The following is a 23,498-nucleotide window of genomic DNA, read 5'->3' as shown; positions in this document are numbered from 1 at the left end:
GCCTAATTGAACTAAATTATATTTTTTTTGACTAAATTGGTCCACTAGAATACCTTTTTCATTTCTCTAACTATTGCTTCAATTACACTAACAGTCATCGCATTGCCACATTGACTTAAAATTTTATTTTCGTTAATGTTATAGTGTTTTTTTATTTTCGTACAAATATTTTTTGGAAAACCTTGTAGCATTAACGCTTCATATGAATTCAATTTTTTAATTATTCCGTTTTTAACATATAAAAGTCCATGACGACCTGTTCGCAAAGTAGGAAAAATTTCTTTGTATATTCTTAAATCGGATTGTCTTGTATCAATAACGGTGTTATTTAAACCTAAAATAAAATCAATAGAATATTTATTTTGATTATATTTATTTGCTAGATATTTTTTAAATGTTGAATTATTATGATCAAAAATTAAATTATTTTCTGGGTCAATAAAATCATTAAACTTATATTTTATTGACTTTGGTTGCGGAAAATTAAATTTTAAATTATCAATATCCTTTCGGATTCCAACTATGTAAATTCTTTCTCTTTTTTGAGCTACACCAAAATCTTTACTATTCAACACTTGTGTATATACATTGTAATTTGCACTTTGAAGTTTTTCAATAATAATTTTTAGAGTTTGACCTTTATTATGATTAAGTAAACCTTTGACATTTTCAAATAAAAAATATTTAATTTTTTTCTTGAATAATATGTCTATTAAACCATAAATTATAGTCCCTCTGTAGTCTTCAAATCCTTTTCTTTTACCGGCTATTGAAAAACTTTGACAAGGAAAACCTCCAATCATAAAATCAAAATCTGGTAATTTATCAATATCTATTTGCATCAAATCACCATAATTTTTGCCTAGCCCAAAAATAATATTATATGTATTTTGAGCATCTAAATCTATTTCGCTATGACCTACACATTCTAAACCATTATTTTGCAAACCAAGTCTACCACCTCCTATTCCTGAACAAAAATCCATAAATTTAATTGTATGAGTTTTATTTTGCATACTACCTCTTAACTTAATATTTATTATTCTTATTTTAAATAATTAATATTAAAGAATACTTTTTATCTTATATTTTTATAATTAATTATGTAAATTATTTTAATTAACTTATAAAATTAAATAAATATAAAGCAAATACAGTATTTTGATTCACTAAATATTTTTTTTGACTAATAATTAGTTTGTTTACCATCATTAAACAAAATGACTATATTCATTATGTTACTGAATTATCTTCGAGTAAATTATTGAAATGTTGCGATAAAATGCAAAAAAATAATTTATATCATTATAATTTTGTGTATAAAAATAATTGCCAAGGAGCACAAATGAAAATTAAAAAACATTTTTTAACTTTAACATTAAGTACTACTATATTTACTCCACTTTTGATGGTATCATGCCAAAAAAATAATAAAACTCAAAGCGATTCTTCAAAGAAGAATAATACAAAGCAAGTAAATCAACAACATAACTCTACAAACCAAATTAATACACAAAATTCTCATAGTTCTAACCAAACCGATTCTAATTCAAATCAAAATAATATTGAGTCGGACAATAAAATTACTCAAAAAATGATCCAAAACAAAACAAATAATGAACCAAAACAAGAAAATGATCAAAATTTAGGTACTGATAATAACGATAATAATACGACATTAAACACTCTAAAACAAAAATCTATTGAATTAATTAAAGAAATAAAAACTATTTTTAGTTTCAAAAGATGAACACAATTAATTCCCAACACCACACAATTAGAACAAAATATACTTAATACAATCAACAAATTCAATGAACAACAATTAAATGAACAAATAAAATTGCAGCAACAACTTTTAACTCAAATAAATAAAGCACAACAAGAGTTAAATAAAGCGAAAGGAAAAGATAATGTTGCCATTAAAGAAAAATTAAAATTATTTTTAGAATATGTAAGTTCAAGCGAATTTGCAAATTTATATCTAAATTCAGCAACCTTTGCACTAAATTGAGAAAAATTAATTTTTACAGAAATTTATGACACTATTGATGAAAATACTTCAAAATTTATAAGTAATGAAATTGAAAATTTTCATACTTTAACAAAAAATAAATATCGCAACGAAAATATTCAAAGTCTAAAACAAAAATATTTAGATTATTTAGATATTTTAATTACACAAGCAACAAATTTTATTGAAAGTGGCGGCATTTCTAAAGAACCAAGTCAGTTACTTAACAAAATAGATGAAATGGATGAACAACAATTAACAGCAATACTAGATGGATATACTAATGCCTTTGTAGGTCTTATTCAACTACATGAATAATGAATATTTATTATTTTAATGTAAAATTAAATATGGAAAAATATCCATATTAAATTAACTTATTACCAATTAAATTAAATGTATTAATATATAATTTAGCAGAGTAAATAATTACTCCTTGGTCGCTAGACCCAGAAGTCCAAAAGGAGGATAAAATGAACAAATATGAAATTATGATGATTCTTGATCCTAAAGCAAACGAAAAAGTCGGTTTTGATTTGGTTGAGAGTGTTTTTGGTAAAGAAAACATCACTAAAGCTGAAAAATTAGAAAGAACACAGTTGGCTTACCCAATCAAACGTTCAACACAAGCACTTTATCTTTTAGTTCAATTAAACGCACAAGCATCTTTAGTTGCTGAATTTGTGCGTCGTAGTAACATTTCAAAAGAAATTTGAAGACAACTTGTGATTAATTTAGACAGTGAAAAAGGTTATGGTAAAGAAAGAAAAACCTGAGCTGGTAAAAGAACATATACACCAGGCGAAAAACCTAGAAAAAGATTTGATGCAGATAAAAAAGTTAGAACACCTAAAAACGAAACTGAATAATTTAAGGAGCGAACATGAATAAAGTATTATTAGTTGGTCGAATTGCTAATGACATTAGATCATTTACAACTCAAAGTGGAGTTAATTACTCACGCACTAACATTGCAATTTCGCGGCGTAGTACATCTACTGATCCAATAACTGATTTTATTCCAGTTGTTGCGTGAAGAGGTAATGCCGATTTTATGAGTAGATATCTTACAAAAGGCTCGTTAGTTTCAATCGAAGGCTCAATTTCAACTAGTTCGTTTAAAAATGCTGCTGGTGAAAATGTACGAGTAGTTGAGGTAACAATAGATTATATCGCTTCACTCGAATCACGTCAACAACGCGAGAATAGAATTAACAATAATGGTAATACAAATTATTCATTTAAAAACGCTAATACTAATAGTTCGATTTCAAAATTTAGTGGCTCTGAAGAAAATGAAAATGAATTCTCATTTACGCCAAATAACGAAAATACAATTAATTCATTAGATTCTAAACACAAAATGGGATTCGATGATTTAGATTAATAAGGAGAAAAAATGGCTAGAATTAAAAACAAAAAACCTGCATTCAACAAACGTAGAAGAAGTCTTATTGCTGATTTAAATATCAATTACATTGACTATAAAGATACAGATTTATTAAGTAAATTTGTCACAGCAACCGGTCAAATTAAAGCACGTGCTTTAACCGGGTTATCAGCCAAAGATCAAAGAAAAGTTTCATTGGCAATTAAAAGAGCAAGATTTATGGCTCTAATGCCTTACGCAAAAGAACGTGTTCGTGTTGTTTCAAATCCAACAACACAAAATTAAAAAGTATTTCAGTTGAAATACTTTTTTTACATTCTTTATCGTATTCATTCATTAGTATCTACATTGAATATTCTACTTGCTTTGCCGCTAGTTGAACCAAAATTATAAACTTGTTTAATTTGAGGAAAAAATTCTCTAGCTTGTTCTATATTAATAGGTTTATTGCCTGAAATATTGGCACTTGAAACATACATCGGCCCATTTTTTAGTAAAAATTCAATTAATAAATTTTGGTTTGGCATCCTAAAACCCTGACCACTAACAATTAAACTAACATTACCTGGTCAATATTTATGAGCTAGATCATTGGCCTTTGAATTTCATTGGCTAAATTTTTGGGCCTGGGCAATTGAACCAACTAATATAATTATTTTTTTGTCAATAGGACGTTGTTTTAATTCATAAATCAAAGCTAGTGTTTGCGAATTCACTGGACCACCAATACCACATACGGTATCAGTTGTTGTAATAAAAATATCTTTATACTTATTCATTATCACAATTTTTCAGTATTAATTTTTTAGTTATAAAATCTACATCAAAACATTGCTTTGGCTCAATTTTATACTCGTATTGATATATGTCAGCAAAAACATCCCCAACAAAAGCAAGAATAAATTCATAAACAACAATCATCGCAACAACATCATTATGACAATATTCTTTCAATTTTTGTGAAAGATAGTTTCATTGTTCATCGTTTGTATTACCACTGTTACGATTAATAGCGATTTCTAATGCCATAGAACCGTTTTTAACTTCTAAAGTTGAATATTCTTTGATTTGATTACGGTAATTAAAATACGTTTTAGTTTTAGTAATAATTTTTTCAATTTTTTTTATGCTAGTATAACCCAACAACTCCATTATTCTAATCGATTTAATTTTGCCATTAAAGGCTTTATCAGTAATTTTATTAGATAATTTTGTATATTCTTCAATATCGCCACCAAAATTTTTAAAATCAAGTTGTTGGCCTAATTGCGATAAAATGTGATATTGGTTATGTTGTACAAATTTGGAAGCAAAAATTAAATCATTGCTATTAGGTGTATTTTTGGTAAAAAAATCTAATAAATCAAAAGTGTTATTAACAATATATAAAATAGTAGATTCAAATTCAATAAATGAATTAAAACCTTTTTGTTTCATTTTTTTAATAAAATCTATATCGTTATTTTGGTATTTGATTTCAACCATGTCGCGAATTTCTAGGTTACGAGAATTTTCATAGCCTTTATTAAATACAACATAAATATCAGCGCGATTTTGGTAGACATCTTTAATGACATCAACTAAATCAATTAGTTCAAGATTTTTAGGATCTTTTAAAGTATTTAACTCTAAAAGTCTATGACCGTTTTGGGTAAGAATTAGTGAAACTTGGTGTGGAACTTGACTTCAGGATTTTAAACCATCAAAAATTGTAATTATTGAACTTAAACCTTCGTAATCATACCAAACAATTCTTGCGTCTTTAACCATTAATTTTGCGAGTAAATTCAATGAATTAATTGTAAAATAATTGGGACATTGATAGAAATTATCGACAATTTGACGGTGTAAATTAAGATATTGCGCATCTAAAAATTTTAAAGGTTTAGCTGTACCATTATTACCTGAAGAATATTTATATTTTTCACCTAAAATCAAATCTTTAATGATATTTAAATCAGGATTTTTGCCAAAATCACCTTCACAATCTGAATCAAATTCATAGCTTCAGTCGTGTTGTTCATTTTGGGTGGCATAAGTAGGTAAATTCAAATTATATGCATGAATAATTGAATTAATTTTGTCATCAAAATTACCAAATGATTTAGTTGATTTTTTTAAATCAATTGGAATTTTTTTATTAATAAAATCTTTTACTTTAAATTTAGTTGGATTATTGAAAATTAAATTATTTTCAATAGATTCAATTATTTTGCCTGAATATTTAGTATTGTTAAATTTATCAAAATATGAACCTTGCGACATCGCAATTCCACTATTGATTAAACTTTTTAAATATATTTCTTCACTGTCTTTAATTTTGCGCTCACTTGTTCTTTGAACACTACCAACACTATTACTTGCACATAAACCATCAACAAAAACAAAAGGTATTTGACCTTTTTTATATTCTTGAGCGTTTGAACTATAAATTAAATATTGAATATCATAAATTTCAATTTCCATTTTTTGGGCTACATTATATACATAAAAAGTTTTAAGATAATCAATTAATTCTGTACTGTTTTTAAATTTTTCAAAATATAAAGTTTTAGTTTTAATATCATAAGCCATTGCATTAGCTTTAATGGCAAAATTCACGTTGTTATTTTCAACAAAATAAACAAAACTAGGATCAATTATAAAACGCTTTTTAGATAATTTAAATTTGTTTCATTCTTCGTGAATTTGATCAATATTTTCATTGTTAAATATTGTTTTACTAAAATAAAAATCATCTAAATTACTCAAATCATGAGTGAATTGCGATATAAAAAAATCCAAACTTTTACGTCGAGCTTTAGCAAATAAATTGTTTGAATTTTCTAATTTGTAATTTCACTCGTTAGATAAAAATAATTCTTTTTGTTTTTCGCTGACAATTGAAAGCATAACATCATCTTCTGCTTCATCATCATATATAAAATCTTCAAAAGAGCTAAAATTGTGTTTATTGACTAAATTTTTATTTGATGTATTATTATGAATTTCATAAAGAGCAAAATTATTTGCATCTATACGGGGTAAATTTTTTACATTATTAGAGTCATTTCTTTGGGCTCAAATAAATCAAGGTTGAGATGTATAAGCAGTTTTAAATTTAGTAAAATTAATAATTTTTAAATTTTTTTTAACTTCATTATCTAACATCTTTAAATTCAATATCTTCATCAATATCACCTTCTTTTTTTCATTGATTAAACAAATTTTCTCACTCTTGTTCATTATGACATTCTAAATATTGAATAACCTTATTGTCTCGTCGCAAATCATAACGCGGACTTACACCAATACGCGAATAATCAGTTCAAAATTTAACTATTTCATCTGCTGATTTTTTAGCCCTTATTTCATCAATTTTAAAATTATATTGAGCAATATTACGTTTATAAATATCAATATTTTCGGGGTCTTCGTAATCTTGGTCTTCTAGAAATACAGCTATAATCGAATATGCTTTATAACCCAATAAATAAGCATATAATTCAGCTTGAGCACGATAATCTAGTGGGACATTCATATTATTGTTTTGCTCTCAAATTTCTTGTTTTTTTGCCTGAACACTTTTCATTTCTAAAACAATTTTTTTGGAAGGAATTAAACCATCAGGAACTCCTCCTAAAATTTCATGGTGTCCTTTAAAGTAATCATAACCAACTTGTGAAGCAATAATATGCTGGATATCTAAATCAGGAAAACGCTCTTTTAAAACTTTAAAAACTTTTGGTTCAACTGCTTCACCAGCTCTAACATATTTTTTTTTAAAAATCGGCATTGATAAACGTGCCATATGTAGAAATGCTAAAAATTGACCTTTAAAAGCATCAGTTTCAAAAATATTACCAATTGATGAACCGCCAAATTTTTTAAAACCAGTAAATGAACCAGGTTTATTATTTAATAAATTTTCGTGGTATTCTTTTTTAAGTCTAACCACTTGCTCAACAGTATCTAAAACATAGTCTCGTCCGTTATATTTTCTCATATCTCTCCTATATATTTTATAGTATAAAATATATATTATATTTTTAAAAAAATAAATAAAAACATCCAGTTTTAAACATGGACAAAATATATTAACATTTTTAATTAGCGAACGCCATAGCAACTTGTTGTGGCGTTTTTCAGCCTAAATTTGATTGTATTCTTACATTGTTATATCAAAAAATATATTCCTTAATTTTATCATTTAATTCATCAAAGGTAATTTTTGTGTAATCTAAATCATTTAATAATTCAGTTTTAATAACACCAAATCAATATTCAATTTCTCTATTATCCAATGAATTTCCAACTCTAGACATTGAAACTGTCCCGCCGAATTTTATAATTTTATTAATGTATTCTTGATTTGTATATTGAAAACCATGATCCGAATGAACGATAAATTTATCAAAATTTTCGTTTTGAATATCGTTAATATTATCTAAAACAAAATCTAGATTATTATTTTTGCTTAATCTAAAACCCACAATTTTTTTAGTTTTGTGATTGATGATAGCAGATAAATATACGTGATTTTCACTTACATCTTTTGGAGCATTTATGTATGAAACATCTGTAGCGAAAATATTTCTATTTTGGTTATCGTTATAATCTCTTTGAACGGTATTTGGGATCTGACATTTTGTGTTTTTAATTTCTTTTCTTTTTCTTTTTTGTCTTAGCTTGCATTTAAGATTTAATTGATTTAAATATCTACCTAAAGTTCTCTCATTTATGTGTATATTATATTGATTAAATATATAAATACTTAGCTTTTTTCTGCCAAATCTGCCTTTATTTACTTCAAATGCTTCAACTATAATCTTTGAATGAGGAATTGTTTTTTCTGTATTTTGTTTAACTTTCGCATTAGAAATGGTTTGTCTACAAAGACTAAAAAACAATGCTAGTTTAATAAATTGGATTTTTAAATTTTTAGCTTCTTCTTTTTTCTCTTTTTTGGGTTTTTGGTTTGTTATTTCATAATATCTTTTTGCGATTTCAATTAGATCATTTCTGTCAAAAATATCTCAATCAAAATTTGGTTCTTTTCTAGGTCTTCCGCTACCTGGTTTTCTGTCTTTGCCTTTTTTAGTTAATAATTTTTCTTTCACGCCTAAATTATAATATTTTATTATTTTAGCAATTCTTACTGCAAGATATTTTTTCTTAACTAATTTTGTTTTTGGAGAGATATTTCAAAGTGTTTTTATAGCTTCTGATTTTCCATGTTTTTGGTAAACCTCAAAGATTAAATTGAATTCCTCCATTTTTAAATGTCTTGACATATTTAGTCCTTTCAATTTTTCGTTTTTTTGATTTTTGGTGGGGTATACCCCACCCCTATGGTTTGTGTACAAAAAAATTAACACTTTACAATGTTAATTTTTGTTGTCCACCTTTATTTTTTTGGATGTTTATTTTAAATAATAATTTAGGAATAAACCAACTAATACTAAAGATCAAATAATTACTATAATCAAAACAACAATGAAAAATGTTCCTAATGGGTTTGGATTTTTATATGGATATAGTTTTTGTTCTTCAACTTGTGGCTCTAATCTTTCGTTTAATGTTTGCTCTTGTTCGTTTACTTCGCCATTAATGTATGACATAGCAGGATATAGTTTTTTATTATTGTCATTATCATATTGAAAATCAAAGAATTGAACTAATTTGGAAGATACATATTCGTTTTTTTCTAGTTTATATTCGACAAAAGCGTGTTTATCTGATGTTACATTGATTGCGTTAACAATAACATTAAAATCAGTATCAGCTTTAACTAGTTCGCAGCGCAATTCAATTGGATGAATTTTACGCTCAACATCTAAATACAATTTTGTATTTTTAATGTCTTGAATAAAATCCTCTTCGGTATAAACATTATCCGGATTTTCTTGAATTTCTAATTTATCATTATTGTAGTCAAAATCAGTAAAATCAAAAACACCGTTGATAGTTTGAGATCTAAATGAATCTTTTGAAAAATGGTATAAAACATATGCCTTATTTTTGCTAACAACATTAATTTGTTCAATAATTAAATTTAAATCTACATCAGTTCTTACATTATGTTTTCCTAATGTTAATGCGTTAGAATTTTTGTCAACCTCTGTGTAAACACTCGCTTGTTCTGCTAAATCAATAAATTCTTCTTCACTTAATCTCGCTAACTCAATTTGTTGTGTTTGTGATAAATCTTCAACTGGTATAACGTTTTTAGCAGGAGTTACATCTACAAGATTTTCACGATTAATAAATTCTATTACTTCTTTATCTTGAATATTTTCTTCTTTAATACGTTTTAAAATTATACAACATTGATCAACAGTAGCAGTTCCTCTAAAAGCGGCATCTCTGTGAAATCAAACTTTGCATTGAGTATTTGAAGATAAAGATTTTTCAATAAATTCGTTTAAGGCTTCTTCAAAAGTTTTAAAATTTTACGTCTTTTATTACCTTGTTTTTTTAAATTAAAAGACATTTGTCTTTCACTATTAAATTTTTCAGCTAAATAATATTTGGTTATTGGTGTTTTTTTACTGGCCATAATTTCCCCTATCTATATGTTTTGTTATATTATTAATTTGAATATTAAATATTGTTATAATTATATAAAAATATAAATTTTAACGCATAAAAAGTTCAAAAAATATTGTGTTTAAATTGAGTAAGTATTGCTTTATTCGTTTATATTAATTTTAATTAAATATGACTGAAATATAAAAATCACAAGTAAATTTAAGCAAATTTAAATTCAGTGTATTTGTTTAAAAAAATCTATTATTTTTTTGCGCTCAATTTTATCTAGTTTTTGTTTAGGATGTTTTAAATTAAAAACATTTAAACCTCATCATAAATCTCAATGTAAAGCCAAATTTGTTGGCTTAATTTTGGTCCAAATTTGCGGTTTAAATTGATTTGCTTTTTTAATCAAAAAACAAGTTCGTATGTAGTTTAAAATAATTGAAACTATAAATAAACTTATAACAATTAAAATTAAGCAAATAATTAATATTTTTGTGTCAATTAAAGACTTAAAAGTAAACAATAAAATAAAACTCAACACCAATAAAATTGCCAAAATTACTCAAAAAACATTCAAAAATTTATTATTCGCTCGCTTAATAAAAAGATCAATTTTTTTTTGCTCAATATTTAAATTTTTAAATTGAATATTATTAACCAATCATTACCTCCTCGTGAATATAATCATATTTATACGCATAATTGCGTTTATTATTACCCCACACAAGCACAGTTGAACTAATACCAAATTGTCCAATAAACATGATTAAAATAATAAAAATTTTAGAAACAATATTTAAACCAGTTGTGACCCCAACGGTTAAGCCGCTAGTACCAAACGCTGATGCTACTTCAAACAGTACATGAGCAAAATTGAATTTCGTTGAATCTAAACGCCCGCCATATTCACTTAAACTGGAACTAGAAATCAATGAAAACGTGATGACTAAAAATATTGAAATTGAGAACACAATTGAGCTCATTTTGACAGTTGAATCATCAATACGTCGTTTAAATGCGCGAACTGAAGGACGACCTAAAATTTTAGAAATCATTGCTAAAATCAAAATTGCAATCGTGGTAGTTCTAATTCCACCCCCGGTTGAAACAGGACCAGCACCTATAAACATTAAAATTGAAAGAACAATAATACTGCCAGTTGAAAGATCACTTAAATTTATTGTGCTAAAGCCAGCTGAGCGAGTTGAAAGTGATAAAAAAAACATTTGTCAAATTTTTTGAGCTTTTGAACCATATTCACTTATATTCCAAAAATTAGCAAGATTAGTTTTTTTTGACAATAATTCAAAACTTAATAATGCAAAAAAACCCACAAAAGTTGTTATAACATAAGTAATAATGCTTAATTTTGTGATTAATTTAAACACATATTTTCGTTTTTGGTGGCGGTATTTAATTTTTAGTTTTAAAAAGTTTAATAAATCATAAATTACAGGAAAGCCTAGACCACCAATGATAAATAAAAACACGAACAATATTTGTAAATCAACATTATGGTAATATGACATTAAAGAATTATCACCAATAATGTCAAAACCAGCATTATTCAAAGCTGAAATAGTGTGAAAAAAACCATATCTAAAAGCCAAATTTCAATTATGTTGAGGTGAAATAAATTTGCCATAAAATTGCTCATTGCCAGCTCCTAAAGGTTTAGCTGAATAAAAATAAAAACTAAGACCAAAACCAGCAACTAAAGTAATAATTAATAGTGTGGCTACTGAATGGAAAATAATTTTTTTGTTTTGTCCTAAATTATCTCCTCCACGTTCTTGCGCGACTAAATTCATTTCACTAATTGATTTTTTACTTTTAGGAAAAAGTAAAGAAAAGAAAAATATTTTAAGTGCAAATATACCAATACCACCGGCCAGTATTAAAAACGCAATTACTGCTTGACCAAACACATTTCAAGTATTTCAACTAGTTTTAGTCACTAAACCGGTATCACTAAACGCCGAAGCGGTTGTAAAAATTGCATCAATATAAGTTATATTTTGTTTTGATTGGTGCGAAATTGGACTGTATAAAATCAAACTTGATACTACAACAATCATTAAATAAACTAAAAAAATTATTCTTAAATTACTAATGCGACGTATACGATATAAAATGTTTCTTAAAACATTTTTCAATTTAGAATTCCTTCACCAGCTAGCTAAATTAGGTTTTTTCATGCTCATATTGTAATACATTTAAGTTAAAGTTATTAATATTAATATAATTTGGTAATATAAATATATATTTATTTAAGGAGTAAAATGAGCAAGTTACAAAACCAAAATATATGTGTAATAGGGGCTGGGCGTTTTGGCAGTGCTGTAATTAAACAACTATTGACAATGAAAGTTTCTTTATTAGTGATTGATAAAGACGAAATGAATTTAAAAGCGTTTAAAGATACAGTTAATAATTTAATAATTGCCGATGCCGCCGATACTAAATCACTAAAAGCATTAGGTATTGAAGATATGGACATTATTGTTGTTGCAACCAATGAAAATATTGAAATTGTTGCTGCTTTGACTGAATTAAAAATTAATAATATCATAGCTCGAGCTCATTCGGAGCGTCATGCAAATGTTTTGCGTCAAATTGGTGTTAAAGTAATAATCAAACCTGAACAAGAAGCAGGAGTGCGTACTGCACTTTTAGCTGCTAATCCTAATTTTGCTAAATATTCAAAAGATTTACAAGAACTAGGCGATGGTTTTGTTATGGGAACTACAATTTTAAGTTCATCAAACTTCATCAATAAAACCCTAAAAGAGTGTAAATTTGTCGAAAAAGGAGTTTCAGTTGTTTTAATTAAACGTGGAACACAAAGTATTTTACCATCCGGTTTTAGCGTTTTACAAAAGGATGACTTGATTACATTTTTGGGTAAAGTTGACGATGTTACTCATGTATTTGGTTTACTTAACGAACAAGAGTAAAATTTTTAATAAAATTTATGAAATTTTTCATATACTAAAAAACGGTTTTTTGTCTTTTATTTCAAACAAAAAACCATTTTTTATTATTTAAGCATTTTTTTATCGTTTTCAACCTAAATTAATACTCTTAAAGTATTAATAATTAATGTAAAATAGTGGTGGAAAGTGGAGAAAAGTGTATGTATGGACAATACGAGCGAGCAATAGATGTTAAAAACCGCGTGGCTTTACCAGCAAAATTGCGTGAAGTACTTGGTTCAAAATTTTATTTAACAATTGGCCTAGAAAATATCATCGAAATACGCAGCGAACAACAATACCAAAAATTAGAGCAAACTTTAACTGCCACAAGTATTTTTGATCGCAATGCCAAAATTGTAAAACGTTGATTTTTGGGCCACACTTACCAAATAGATTTAGATTCACAAGCTCGCTTTGTGATACCAAAATTAGCATTAGAAAAATCCGCTATCCAAAAGGACGTAATTTTTATTGGAACTGGTGATTTGGTTGAATTATGATCATTAGAGCAATATCAAAATTACGAACAATCTATTAGTGATGAAAAACTACAATTAGCCGCTAAATCCTTAATGAAAGTAGAAGACAATGAAATCTAATCATTATTCAGTTTTATTAAATGAATCAATACAAGCACTTGAAATTAAACCTGATGGAGTTTATGTTGATTTAACATTAGGGATGGGCGGACATTCAAGTCTAATCTTGCAAAAACTCACAACAGGTCGCTTGATTGGTTTTGACAAAGACGCTTTTGCGATACAAAAAAGTCGTGAACGTTTAAGTAAAATCAATCATAATTTCAGTTTAATTCATTCAGATTTTCAATATATTAGCGAAGAATTAGCAAAACTCGGAATCGATTATGTTGATGGTATTATTGCCGATCTAGGAGTTTCTTCACCACAAATAGATAATGGTCAAAGAGGATTTAGTTATAACAAAAATGCTTATTTAGATATGCGGATGGATCAAAATCAAAATCTTGATGCACATTACATTATCAATAACTATGACCAACAACATTTAGAACGGATTTTGAATGATAACGCTGATGTAAAGCTTGCAAAACGAGTTGCTAAGGCCATCATTGAACATCGTCCTATTAATACAACATTAGAATTTGCCAATGTAATTCGAAACGCATTGCCAGCAATTATTGTTAAACAAAAAAATCCTTGTAAAGCAATTTTCCAGGCAATTCGCATTGAAGTTAATAATGAACTCGAATCATTACGCACTATGCTACAAAAAAGTATTCAATTATTAAAACCAAATTCTCATTTAGCCATTATTTCCTTTCATTCAATAGAAGATGGAATTGTAAAAAAATTTTTTGGTAATTTAATTAAATCTAAATTACCAGTTAAAATGCCAGTGGTTGAACAAAAACAATACGAAGTTAAAACTTATCAACCTTCTCGTATCGAACTAGAACAAAACAATCGTTCTCGTAGTGCTAAATTAAGAGTATTAACTAAATTAAATTAATCAAGGAGGTTAAAAAATGTCAGAATTTTTAATAAATGTCAAGATTTCACTTGAAAATATCAACATAAATATTATTAAAAACGACGGACAAAATTTTATCTCTGTTTATAGATTAATTAATAAATACGTTAATCTTAGTGATATTGAAAATAGTTTAAAAAATGTTTTAGTTTTTATTAAAAATCATAAAAATCTGCGTAAAGCATTTTTAAAATGATCGTTAATATGATCAAATTCAATATTAAATATTAGTGTAAAAAATAAATGCTATGAACATAATTTTGATCAAAAAAATGTTTTAAATATCGATTTATACGAACATATAATTTCAACTATATCAAAATCTAAAGTCCAATTATTTAAATCAAATATAACTTCTTATCTTGTTGAAATTGACCAAAACATTAAAGAATACGATGTATTTCCTTTAGATAAAAGTGGTGAAAAATTAATAGTTAAATATAATGAATATTTAATCAATAAAAACCAAGATTTTTATGATGATATAGTTAAATTGTTTGCTAAAAATCAAATTAATAATTATCAAAATTTTATTGATTGAGAATGTTATGCAAAAATTCAAAATCTGCAAAAAGATGCATTAATTGTTGAATTATCAATTGATCAACAATTAAAAATTATTGAATATCAAAATTCATATTTATATAAAACAACTTATGAACATAACATATGAGATCAAATTTATAATACTTTAACTAATAAATGTACTCATAGTTGGCTAAATATTAATAATATAAAATTTTATATTGATGCTATCATTAATAATTTTGATTTGATTAAAAATATAGATTTAAGCTTAAATAGTTTGAATATGTACAAAATTATTTTTAGAACAATTAATTTAAGTATAAAAAACATTATTGTTAACAAACAATTATTACAACACAAACAAATAATTTTAAAAGGCAATTGCTCTAAAATACTAAAATACATTTTAGAGCAACATCAATTTAATAATGTTGACTTATTTAGCGATAAAGAATCAGATAAACTTAATATCAGCGATGTCGATTTAAGTGTTATTTCATTAGTTAATGATTTTAAACAACAAGATTTAGCTCAAACACAAAATCTTTATCAAAAAAAACAAACCAAAAAAATAAATATTTTCAATAAAATCAGTACTTTTTTCAATAAAAACTACGGGGGATAATAATGTCAATAAATGCTAATCAAATTAAAATTAAAGTGATTGGTCTTGGAATTGAAGCAAAGAATATAATAAATTTATTGCATTTTCAAAATCAAAATATTGAAATATTTGAGGCACAAAGTGACATAAAAAATTTCTCAAACAATGAAAAATTTAATCAAATTTTATTTGAATATAATCACAATCTTTTAGGTTTAGATTCAATAGAACAAGATAGTCAACAAAATCAAAATAACATTACAAAAATTAACAATGTAATTAACGATGCTGATTTTATAGTTTTAATTGCTGGAGCTAATGGCCAAATAGATAATAAATTTATCCCACAAATTGCTCAATGTGCTAAAAAAATAAATATCCCTACACTAGCAATTGTTTCAATGCCATGTGAAGATATTTATGGCAAAATTGAGCGCCAAAAAGCACTAATAGCTCTGCAAAATATTAAATCAGCAGTTAATTCTTATATGGTAATAGATTATAACGATTTAAGCGAATCGTTAGATTTGCCTATGACTAGTTTAATTGAATTGCCCGGAATTATTGCTAATAATTCTTTAAATACTTTATTTGATCTTTTTTACGAAAATATGCAAACTAATATTGATTTTTTGTCAATAAAAAATATGTTTATGTACGGCGGACAAATTTTAATTTCATCAGGTTGAGCCAATCAACAAGATATTATTACAAATGCACTTGCCGATGAAGAACAGCGAGCTAAATTTATAGCCAAATCTAATAATTTTTCAAAAATGATACTACATATTAAATCTATTAGTATTACAGGTAAACAATTGTTAAGTATTCGCAAAAATATAATCCAAAGATACAATTTAAATGAAGATGTGTTAGATTTTAAAACAGCATTTCAAAGCGGTAATAATATCAAACACAATTCAATAAATATTAGTTATATTTTGAGCGAAAATAATTTAAATTTAGAACAAAATAATCAGATTAACAGTCAAATAAACCATTTGAATTCTAAAAATCAAATAAGCACTAACAGTGAGAATAATTTTGATATAACTTCCGAAATACTTTTAAATAATGATGATGTTATTGAAGAAGATAAAGAAGAAAAAAACACGCCACAAATACCAATTTTCTATTAAATTAAACAGGCCAAGCCTGTTTTTTATTGAAAAATATCGCGATTTTGATATTATTATAAATATTTATAAGGAGTTATATGCATCGTTTTTTTGTTAAGCAAAAAATTAACAATTCATTTGTTTTAGACAAAGATTTAATTCATCATTTAAAAGTAGCACGTTTATTTAACGAAGAATTTTTAGTGAATTTTGAGACTCAATTTTACCGCTGTTGCTACAACAAGAACACAAATTTTGCTGACATTATTGAAAAATTAAATATCAATAATGAATACCAAAACGATTTAGTTTTAGCAGCTCCAATTATTAAAGGCGAAAGATTTGAGTGAATGATTGAAAAAGCAACAGAATTAGGAGTTAAAACTATTATCCCAATGACTTCACAATTTTGTAATTTCAAATATGTGGAATTAAATTTTAAAAATGAAAAAAAATATTTACGCTACAACACAAAAATACAGCAAGCTGCTCAACAATCTTTTCGCAATATAATACCAACCATTACTGAAGTTAATTCTTTGCGCGAAATCGTTGTTGAATATCTGAAACGCAATTATAATATTTATATTGCGTATGAATCATTAGGATTTGAACACCAAATCAATACAATTAAAACTAACTCGTTGATATTAGTTGGCCCTGAAGGTGGTTTAAGTGAAGATGAATTTAATTGGATTAAATCGTTAAAATCTAATCAAATTTATCTTGTATCGTTAGGGAAAAGAATTTTAAGAGCTGAAAGCGCGGCTATTAGTATGCTCGCTTTAGTTAAGGAGTAAATATGCCCGAAATGCCCGAAGTTAATAATGTTGTTAATAAATTAAAACCTTTAATTTTAAATTCAACAATAATTGATGTAGAAATCTACAAAACAAAATTAATTCAAGATATCGATTCAAATCAATTTAAACAAACAATTATCAATAAAACAATTAAAAATATATTTAATTTAGGTAAACACATCATTATTGAATTAGATAATGATTATTTTATTTTAAACCACTTGAGAATGACAGGTAAATATGCTTTTTATGCAAAATACCACCACCCAACAATTCACGACCACGTAGTGTTCAAATTAAATAATGGTGTTTTATATTTTAACGACGCAAGAGCTTTTGCAACTTTTCATTTAAAAACTAAAAATGAATTATACACAACTAATCCACTTAAAAATTTAGCTAAAGTGCCTTTTGAAACCGATATAAATGAACTTTATCTAAAAATTCAAAAACGCAGCCAAGCAATTAAAAATATTTTATTAGACCAAAGATTAATTTTAGGAATAGGAAATATTTATGCCAATGAGGCTTTATGATTAAGTCAAATCCATCCTTCTACTCCCGCAAATAAATTAGATAAACAGGAATTAAAAAATTTAATTATTAACGCAGGTGAAATTATGGAAATTGCAACCAAAATGGGTGGATCATCAATTCAATCATATTCTGCTCTTAACGGTGAAAAAGGAAGATATCAAAACGAATTAAAAGTTCATGGACGTGATAAATTACCTTGTTATCGTTGCCAAAATATTATTAAAAAATATTTTGTTTCGGGACGAGGGTCATATTATTGCTCGTTTTGTCAAGGAGAAAAATAAATGTTTTGTATAGATTTACATGGCTATGATGTCAATCAGGCAATTTCAAAATTAGAAATTGCGCTTTTTGAAGCTCAAGAACAAGGATATGATATGCTAGAAATTATCACAGGTAATGGAATGGGTGTTTTAAAGGTTGTTGTTGAAGAATATTTGCGTGAAGGCAATTACGAATGAGAAATTGAGCGTCAAGGGGTGTATTTAGTTTATCTTCAAAATTAATATATTGACACAATTAAATTTAGATAAAAAAATATAAAACTATAATATATGAATATGTATTTAATTTATGGTAGTGAAAAATATTTCATTGATGAATATTTAGCTTCAATTATCAAATCGAATCCCCAACACGAAATAATTAATTTTTATTTTAATGATAATAATGAAATAAATCACTTAATAGATATTATTTCGGCCAATAATTTATTCGCTAATAAGCGAATTATCGTAATTCATGATTGCGAGTATTTAGAACAAAAAATTAAAAAAGAAACTCTAAATTCAGTTCATAATTTAATTGATGCTCTTAATTCAAATACGCAAGATCTAATTGTTTTTGTAAATAACAATATTGAACAAAAAGATAAAATTGCTGACAATGAATTTAGTGTTTTTTTAAGCCAAAAAAATATCACACTTTTATATGCTAAATCAATTCAAGGTAGTGAATTAAACCAACAAATTTTGCGTCTTGTTAAACAACACGGCGGCAAAATTAATAATTTAGCTGTTGAAGCGTTATTGAAAAAAATACCTAACGATTTATATTTAATAAATTTAGAGCTTATTAAATTAATTAATTTAAATCCAAATATAAGTGTTGAAAATATTAATCAAAATGTTAGCGATATATATATTGAAGATACATTTGGATTTAGCAATAGTTTTCAAAGAGATAACTTTAATATAATTTGACGCAAATATAAAGAAAAAATAAATGAAGGTGTTCAAATTAACATCTTAATTTCGCAATTAAGTCAATTGTTAATTCTAGCCGACCAAATTTATTGTTATATTCAAGCAAATAAAAAACTTTTAGATGTTGCTAACGAATTAAAATTAAATGAGTATCGTGTTAAAAAAGTGTATGCCCTTTTAAACACGATGGGTATTAAAAAAATTCATAAAATGATTAAAGAATTGGCTAAATTAGATCGCGACATTAAAAACGGTAAGGTTGATGATTTTATCGGTTTTGAAAATTTTTTGTTAAAAAATTTTAACTAAAACACACTTTAATTTATTAAAAAAACTCAAATCAAATTGATTTGAGTAATTTTTAAATTTTAGTATTTATTAAGTGTTAGATTTGTCTTTATCAAATAATTCACCGGCTAATGATACAGTATTGGCTAAAGTAGTTAAGTTGTTAGGTAAAAAGATTTTAGTAGCTTGACCATTCGCAACTTCTTTTAGTTGTTCAATTGCTTTTAAAGTTAAAATCTGATTATTTAAATCAGTATTATTAAGTGTATCTATGGCTTGTTTTTTACCTTCTGCTTCTAAAATTTCACTTTCTTTTTTCGCTTGGGCTAATAAAATTTGAGCTTCTTTATTAGCTTGTGCTTGTAAAATTTTAGCTTCTTTTTCACCTTCGGCTACTAAAATAGCTGCTTGTTTTTTACCTTCTGCTTCTAAAATGCTTGCTCTTTTTTCTCTTTCGGCACGCATTTGTTTTTCCATTGATTTTTGAATTTCGCTAGGTGGAATAATATTTTTAATTTCAACACGATGAACTTTAATACCTCACGCGTCTGAAGCTTCATCTAAAATAATTGTTAATTTAGAATTAATTGCATCTCTTGAGGTTAATGTTTGATCTAAATCTAATTCTCCTAATAAATTTCTTAATGTAGTTGCTGAAAGATTTTCAATAGCTAGCATTGAATTTTCAGCCCCATATGTGAATAATTTTGGATCAGTTATTTTTAAATAAATAACTGTGTCTACTTTAATTGTTGCATTATCTTTAGTAATAATATCTTGTTCGGGAAAATCCAACACTTTTTCTTTATAATTTTCATTTTTAGCAATTCGATCTATAAAAGGAATAATAAAATTAATTCCATTATTTAGAGTACGGTGGTATTTGCCAAAACGAGTTACTATAGCAAACTCTGCTTGCTTTACAACTTTAATTGACAATATTAAGGTTATAATAATAAAAATTAAAATAACAAGTGAGATAATTATGCCTAAAATAGTTGCTATCATTATTATTTATCCTTTCTTTTAACATATAAAATATTCGATTCAATTTTGGCAATAATTACTTTTTCTTCGCGAGCAATATCACCTTCACCTTTCAAACTTAAAGTACGATAAAACACATCACCTACTTTTGCTTGACCAAATATTCCGTTTTTTGTTTCTTCGCTTATATCACTAAGTAGAGTTATAGATTTATTCTCTAAAACATATTCGTGATTATTTTTAATTTTAGAAAGTAATTTTTTCTTAATAAATTTATATGAACCAAAATATAAAATAATCCAAAATCCAATAAATATAACTATACTTATAGATATATTAACTACTAATTGTTTAATAAAATAAGAAGTAAATATCGATGGAATAACAGCAACGCTTGTTAAACCAGATCAAATAGATGTAGTGAATAACTCTACCAAAATAAAAGTTATGAATATGGCACAAAATAAACCAAGCATTACATAACGTATAATATTATCACTCATTTTACCTCCTTAAAAATTATACTCTTAAAGAAAATTTAAAAATTATTCATAACAGTAATTTTATTAACTAAATTAAGACAATCTAAAATTTAATATATAATTACAGCGCATTAGCCAACAGCTGCTATTATAGTAGAGGAAAGTCCACGCTGACACTTCCTGCGATGGAAGTAGTGTTCATGCTAAGCCTAATAAGCTTAGGCCTAGACGACTAGTGCCACAGAGACGAGAATTGTGAAACGCGGTAAACTCCATGAGTCAGAAACCCAAATTTTGGTAGGGGAATTTTCTAAAGAGAAATGAATCAATAGAAAAAACCAGTTGTACTGGTTAGATAAATTGTTGGCACCATTTTCGGTACAAAACGTGGCTTACAATGCAACACACATGCTATGTGTGTTTTTTAATTCATTAATTAAGTAAAATCATTTTTTAGGATCTTATGGTTTTTAAGAAGAACATAAAATTTTAACTAAAATTGAGACAAAATAATTGCTTTTTTTTATGTTTAATTTATAATTAAAAAGAATTTTTAATTCAATTTGATATCAAATAAAACAGTACTGTGGATTCATTTGGGTGTGCCTTGAGAAAAGGTGCTAGATGTTAGAAGCAGTATGAAGATTTAACAAACTAAAGGAAATATTTATGACAGAAAAAAAAGAACTTTCAACAAAAAAAGTTGAAGAAAACAAAAATCCGATTGTTTCTAAAGATAAATTATTAGAAGCAGGTGCTTACTTTGGTCACAGAGCAAGTCTATGAAACCCAAAAATGAAGGATTATTTATACCCTCAGTTAAAAAGAGGTGTTCACATTATTAATACTTCACTTACAGTTCAAAGATTAGAATTTGCATATAATACATTACAAAAATTTGTTGCTAAAAACCCACGTGCGCAATTCATTTTTGTAGGTACAAAAAAACAAGCAAAAGATACCATTAAAGAAAACGCATTAAGAACTAATAGTTTTTATGTAACTGATAGATGATTAGGTGGAACGTTAACTAACTCTTCAACAATTTTTAGTAGAGTTAAGACAATGGAAGCACTTGAACAAAAAGCTGAAAATAATTTTGAAGGATACGTTAAAAAAGAAAAATTATTATTACAAAAACAATTAGACAAACTTCACAAAAACCTAAATGGTATTAGAAAAATGCGTGGCTTGCCAACTTTCATGATTGTTGCTGATCCAAACGAAGATGAAATTGCTGTTAAAGAAGCTCGTAAAAAAGGAGTAAAAGTTATTGCTATTTTAGACTCTAATTCAAATCCTGATGCTGTTGATTTTGGAATTCCAGCTAATGATGATTCAGCAAAAAGTATTAATTTAATTATAACCATTTTGGCTGACGCAATCGCTACAGCTCGTGGTGGCCAAGCTAAATATGCTTATAAACCAGATTCTGAAATTGAATTACCAGTATACGAATCTGAAACAAAAGCAAACAAAAGATGAGAACGCAAACCTTTCGTTAAAAACGAAAACGTTGAAACTTCTAAAAAAACAGAAGACAAAGGAGAATAATTATGGCTAGTCAATTAGAACTAATCAAACAATTACGTGAACGTACCGGTGGTGGTATGATGGACGTTAAAAAAGCTCTTGAAGCTTCAGAATGAGATTTAGATAAAGCGATTGTATGACTAAAAAGCAACGGAAAAATTAAAGCTGCTAAAAAAGCTGGTCGTGTTTCAGCTGAAGGTATTGTCGCAGTTGCTCAAAACGCAAAACAAGCAGTCATGTTAGAAGTAAATTCTGAAACTGATTTTGTTGCTCAAAATGATGAATTTAAAAACCTAGTAGCCAAATTTACAACAATTTTATTAAATTCAACAGCAAGCACTCTAGAAGAGTTTTTACAAGTTAAAGATGGTGTTGAAACTGTTCAAACTATTTTAGAAGAAGCAACCGCAACTATTGGCGAAAAATTATCAATACGTCGTTTTGAAAGATTTAGTGTTAATGAAGGTGAATCAATTGGAGCGTTCGCTCACGTAAATGGCCAAATAGCAGCATTAGTAAAAGTTAAAGGTTTAGGCGAAGAAGTTCCTAGAAATGTCGCTATGCATCTAGCGGCTATGAAACCAGAATTTATTTTTGAATCAGAAGTTCCAGCTCAAAGATTACAAACATTTAAAGACGAATTTGTTAAACCAGATAATTTTGAAAAAAAACCTGAAAACATTCAAAAAATGATTATGGAAGGTTCATTAAACAAAAAATTAGCTGAAGTTGTGTTAGTTAAACAAGGTTTTATGATGGAAGAAAGTGTTTCGATCGAAAAATATTTAGCTAACAATAAATTAGAATTATTACAAGCTGTTCGTTATACCGTTGGTGAAGGAATCGAAAAACAAGAAGGCGATTTTGCGGCTGAAGTTGCTGCTCAAATGGCTTGCGCTAAATAAGAAAATATTCCTAATTTTTAGGATTATTTTTTTTCTTACATTTATCAACATTTTATACTTGTCATATTTAACTTAAATAAAGTACTAAAAGAAAATAT

The 23,498-nt window shown here is 26.6% G+C and carries 26 protein-coding genes and 1 other RNA gene; 16 read left to right on the top strand and 11 right to left on the bottom strand.

Annotated features, from left to right (window positions below; all coding sequences use genetic code 4):
* Nucleotides 1-44: 44 nt before the first annotated feature.
* On the bottom strand, nt 45-1,016 hold the full coding sequence (gene dcm / locus EG856_RS01050) for a DNA (cytosine-5-)-methyltransferase (protein WP_198868311.1): 972 nt from the start codon (nt 1,014-1,016) through the stop codon (nt 45-47).
* Between the two features lie 329 nt (nt 1,017-1,345).
* On the opposite strand from dcm, the gene EG856_RS01045 reads away from it, so the two are divergent.
* From EG856_RS01045 to rpsR, 4 genes are all read left to right on the top strand, one after another.
* Entirely contained in the window at nt 1,346-2,332 is a 987-nt protein-coding gene (locus tag EG856_RS01045; protein WP_130429293.1) for a hypothetical protein, read from the top strand.
* Nucleotides 2,333-2,487: 155 nt separating this feature from the next.
* Nucleotides 2,488-2,883 carry a 30S ribosomal protein S6 gene (gene rpsF / locus EG856_RS01040; RefSeq protein ID WP_130429292.1) on the top strand — a complete coding sequence of 132 codons (396 nt, stop codon included), beginning with the start codon at nt 2,488-2,490 and terminating at the stop codon, nt 2,881-2,883.
* A 14-nt stretch (nt 2,884-2,897) separates the two neighbouring features.
* A complete protein-coding gene (locus tag EG856_RS01035; protein WP_130429291.1) occupies nt 2,898-3,401 on the top strand; it encodes a single-stranded DNA-binding protein in 504 nt (167 codons plus the stop codon).
* 12 nt (nt 3,402-3,413) lie between these two features.
* Nucleotides 3,414-3,689, top strand: coding sequence for a 30S ribosomal protein S18 (rpsR, locus tag EG856_RS01030; protein WP_130429290.1), 276 nt, complete (start codon nt 3,414-3,416; stop codon nt 3,687-3,689).
* A 35-nt stretch (nt 3,690-3,724) separates the two neighbouring features.
* On the opposite strand, the gene EG856_RS01025 is transcribed toward rpsR, so the two are convergent.
* From EG856_RS01025 to EG856_RS00995, 8 genes are all read right to left on the bottom strand, one after another.
* Nucleotides 3,725-4,183: an L-threonylcarbamoyladenylate synthase gene (locus EG856_RS01025; protein WP_130429289.1), complete on the bottom strand. Its 459-nt coding sequence runs from the start codon at nt 4,181-4,183 to the stop codon at nt 3,725-3,727.
* The gene (locus EG856_RS01020; protein WP_165381413.1) at nt 4,176-6,575 is read right to left on the bottom strand and encodes a UU173 family protein; all 2,400 of its coding nucleotides are present in this window, start codon (nt 6,573-6,575) and stop codon (nt 4,176-4,178) included. Before EG856_RS01020 ends, EG856_RS01025 begins: the two co-directional genes overlap by 8 nt.
* Nucleotides 6,544-7,389: an MAGa7180 family putative nuclease gene (locus EG856_RS01015; protein WP_130429287.1), complete on the bottom strand. Its 846-nt coding sequence runs from the start codon at nt 7,387-7,389 to the stop codon at nt 6,544-6,546. Before EG856_RS01015 ends, EG856_RS01020 begins: the two co-directional genes overlap by 32 nt.
* Nucleotides 7,390-7,489: 100 nt before the next feature.
* Nucleotides 7,490-8,677, bottom strand: a complete 1,188-nt coding sequence (locus EG856_RS01010; RefSeq protein WP_130429286.1) for an IS3 family transposase — start codon at nt 8,675-8,677, stop codon at nt 7,490-7,492.
* Nucleotides 8,678-8,806: 129 nt separating this feature from the next.
* Nucleotides 8,807-9,229, bottom strand: coding sequence for a hypothetical protein (locus EG856_RS01005; RefSeq protein WP_130429285.1), 423 nt, complete (start codon nt 9,227-9,229; stop codon nt 8,807-8,809).
* A gap of 578 nt (nt 9,230-9,807) precedes the next feature.
* Nucleotides 9,808-9,942, bottom strand: a complete 135-nt coding sequence (locus EG856_RS03665; protein WP_268810686.1) for a hypothetical protein — start codon at nt 9,940-9,942, stop codon at nt 9,808-9,810.
* Nucleotides 9,943-10,143: 201 nt separating this feature from the next.
* A complete protein-coding gene (locus tag EG856_RS01000) occupies nt 10,144-10,581 on the bottom strand; it encodes an MAG0130/MAG3770 family membrane protein (protein WP_130429284.1) in 438 nt (145 codons plus the stop codon).
* Nucleotides 10,574-12,118, bottom strand: a complete 1,545-nt coding sequence (locus EG856_RS00995; protein WP_130429283.1) for a TrkH family potassium uptake protein — start codon at nt 12,116-12,118, stop codon at nt 10,574-10,576. The genes EG856_RS01000 and EG856_RS00995 overlap by 8 nt, the downstream gene beginning before the upstream one ends.
* A gap of 84 nt (nt 12,119-12,202) precedes the next feature.
* Between EG856_RS00995 and EG856_RS00990 the strand changes: the two genes are divergently transcribed.
* The 9 genes from EG856_RS00990 (at nt 12,203) to holA (ending at nt 19,514) form a co-directional block, all read left to right on the top strand.
* Complete coding sequence (locus EG856_RS00990) at nt 12,203-12,877, top strand: potassium channel family protein (RefSeq protein WP_130429282.1); 675 nt, start codon at nt 12,203-12,205, stop codon at nt 12,875-12,877.
* A 179-nt stretch (nt 12,878-13,056) separates the two neighbouring features.
* A complete protein-coding gene (locus EG856_RS00985; RefSeq protein ID WP_130429281.1) occupies nt 13,057-13,497 on the top strand; it encodes a division/cell wall cluster transcriptional repressor MraZ in 441 nt (146 codons plus the stop codon).
* The gene (gene rsmH / locus EG856_RS00980; RefSeq protein WP_130429280.1) at nt 13,487-14,389 is read left to right on the top strand and encodes a 16S rRNA (cytosine(1402)-N(4))-methyltransferase RsmH; all 903 of its coding nucleotides are present in this window, start codon (nt 13,487-13,489) and stop codon (nt 14,387-14,389) included. The genes EG856_RS00985 and rsmH overlap by 11 nt, the downstream gene beginning before the upstream one ends.
* A gap of 16 nt (nt 14,390-14,405) precedes the next feature.
* A complete protein-coding gene (locus EG856_RS00975; protein WP_130429279.1) occupies nt 14,406-15,563 on the top strand; it encodes an MAG3720 family protein in 1,158 nt (385 codons plus the stop codon).
* A 2-nt stretch (nt 15,564-15,565) separates the two neighbouring features.
* On the top strand, nt 15,566-16,681 hold the full coding sequence (locus EG856_RS00970) for an FtsZ/tubulin family protein (RefSeq protein WP_130429278.1): 1,116 nt from the start codon (nt 15,566-15,568) through the stop codon (nt 16,679-16,681).
* 77 nt (nt 16,682-16,758) lie between these two features.
* Nucleotides 16,759-17,460: a 16S rRNA (uracil(1498)-N(3))-methyltransferase gene (locus tag EG856_RS00965; protein ID WP_130429277.1), complete on the top strand. Its 702-nt coding sequence runs from the start codon at nt 16,759-16,761 to the stop codon at nt 17,458-17,460.
* 2 nt (nt 17,461-17,462) lie between these two features.
* Nucleotides 17,463-18,284 carry a bifunctional DNA-formamidopyrimidine glycosylase/DNA-(apurinic or apyrimidinic site) lyase gene (gene mutM, locus EG856_RS00960; RefSeq protein ID WP_130429276.1) on the top strand — a complete coding sequence of 274 codons (822 nt, stop codon included), beginning with the start codon at nt 17,463-17,465 and terminating at the stop codon, nt 18,282-18,284.
* Nucleotides 18,285-18,506 carry a Smr/MutS family protein gene (locus tag EG856_RS00955; protein ID WP_130429275.1) on the top strand — a complete coding sequence of 74 codons (222 nt, stop codon included), beginning with the start codon at nt 18,285-18,287 and terminating at the stop codon, nt 18,504-18,506.
* 48 nt (nt 18,507-18,554) lie between these two features.
* Nucleotides 18,555-19,514: a DNA polymerase III subunit delta gene (holA, locus tag EG856_RS00950; protein ID WP_232954234.1), complete on the top strand. Its 960-nt coding sequence runs from the start codon at nt 18,555-18,557 to the stop codon at nt 19,512-19,514.
* Nucleotides 19,515-19,583: 69 nt separating this feature from the next.
* Here holA and EG856_RS00945 read toward each other — a convergent pair whose 3' ends face one another.
* Nucleotides 19,584-20,501: an SPFH domain-containing protein gene (locus EG856_RS00945; protein WP_198868310.1), complete on the bottom strand. Its 918-nt coding sequence runs from the start codon at nt 20,499-20,501 to the stop codon at nt 19,584-19,586.
* A gap of 2 nt (nt 20,502-20,503) precedes the next feature.
* The gene (locus tag EG856_RS00940) at nt 20,504-20,983 is read right to left on the bottom strand and encodes an NfeD family protein (protein WP_130429273.1); all 480 of its coding nucleotides are present in this window, start codon (nt 20,981-20,983) and stop codon (nt 20,504-20,506) included.
* 106 nt (nt 20,984-21,089) lie between these two features.
* On the opposite strand from EG856_RS00940, the gene rnpB reads away from it, so the two are divergent.
* The 3 genes from rnpB (at nt 21,090) to tsf (ending at nt 23,400) form a co-directional block, all read left to right on the top strand.
* An RNA gene (gene rnpB, locus EG856_RS00935) (RNase P RNA component class B) lies at nt 21,090-21,361 on the top strand.
* A 270-nt stretch (nt 21,362-21,631) separates the two neighbouring features.
* Nucleotides 21,632-22,516, top strand: a complete 885-nt coding sequence (gene rpsB, locus EG856_RS00930) for a 30S ribosomal protein S2 (RefSeq protein WP_130429272.1) — start codon at nt 21,632-21,634, stop codon at nt 22,514-22,516.
* The gene (gene tsf / locus EG856_RS00925) at nt 22,516-23,400 is read left to right on the top strand and encodes a translation elongation factor Ts (RefSeq protein WP_198868314.1); all 885 of its coding nucleotides are present in this window, start codon (nt 22,516-22,518) and stop codon (nt 23,398-23,400) included. The genes rpsB and tsf overlap by 1 nt, the downstream gene beginning before the upstream one ends.
* The last annotated feature ends 98 nt before the right edge of the window (nt 23,401-23,498 follow it).

Source organism: Mycoplasmopsis phocirhinis (assembly GCF_004216495.1).
GTDB lineage: Bacteria > Bacillota_I > Bacilli_A > Mycoplasmatales > Metamycoplasmataceae > Mycoplasmopsis > Mycoplasmopsis phocirhinis.
Note: the sequence above shows the minus strand (reverse complement) of the source record. Positions and strands in the feature narration are given on the sequence as shown.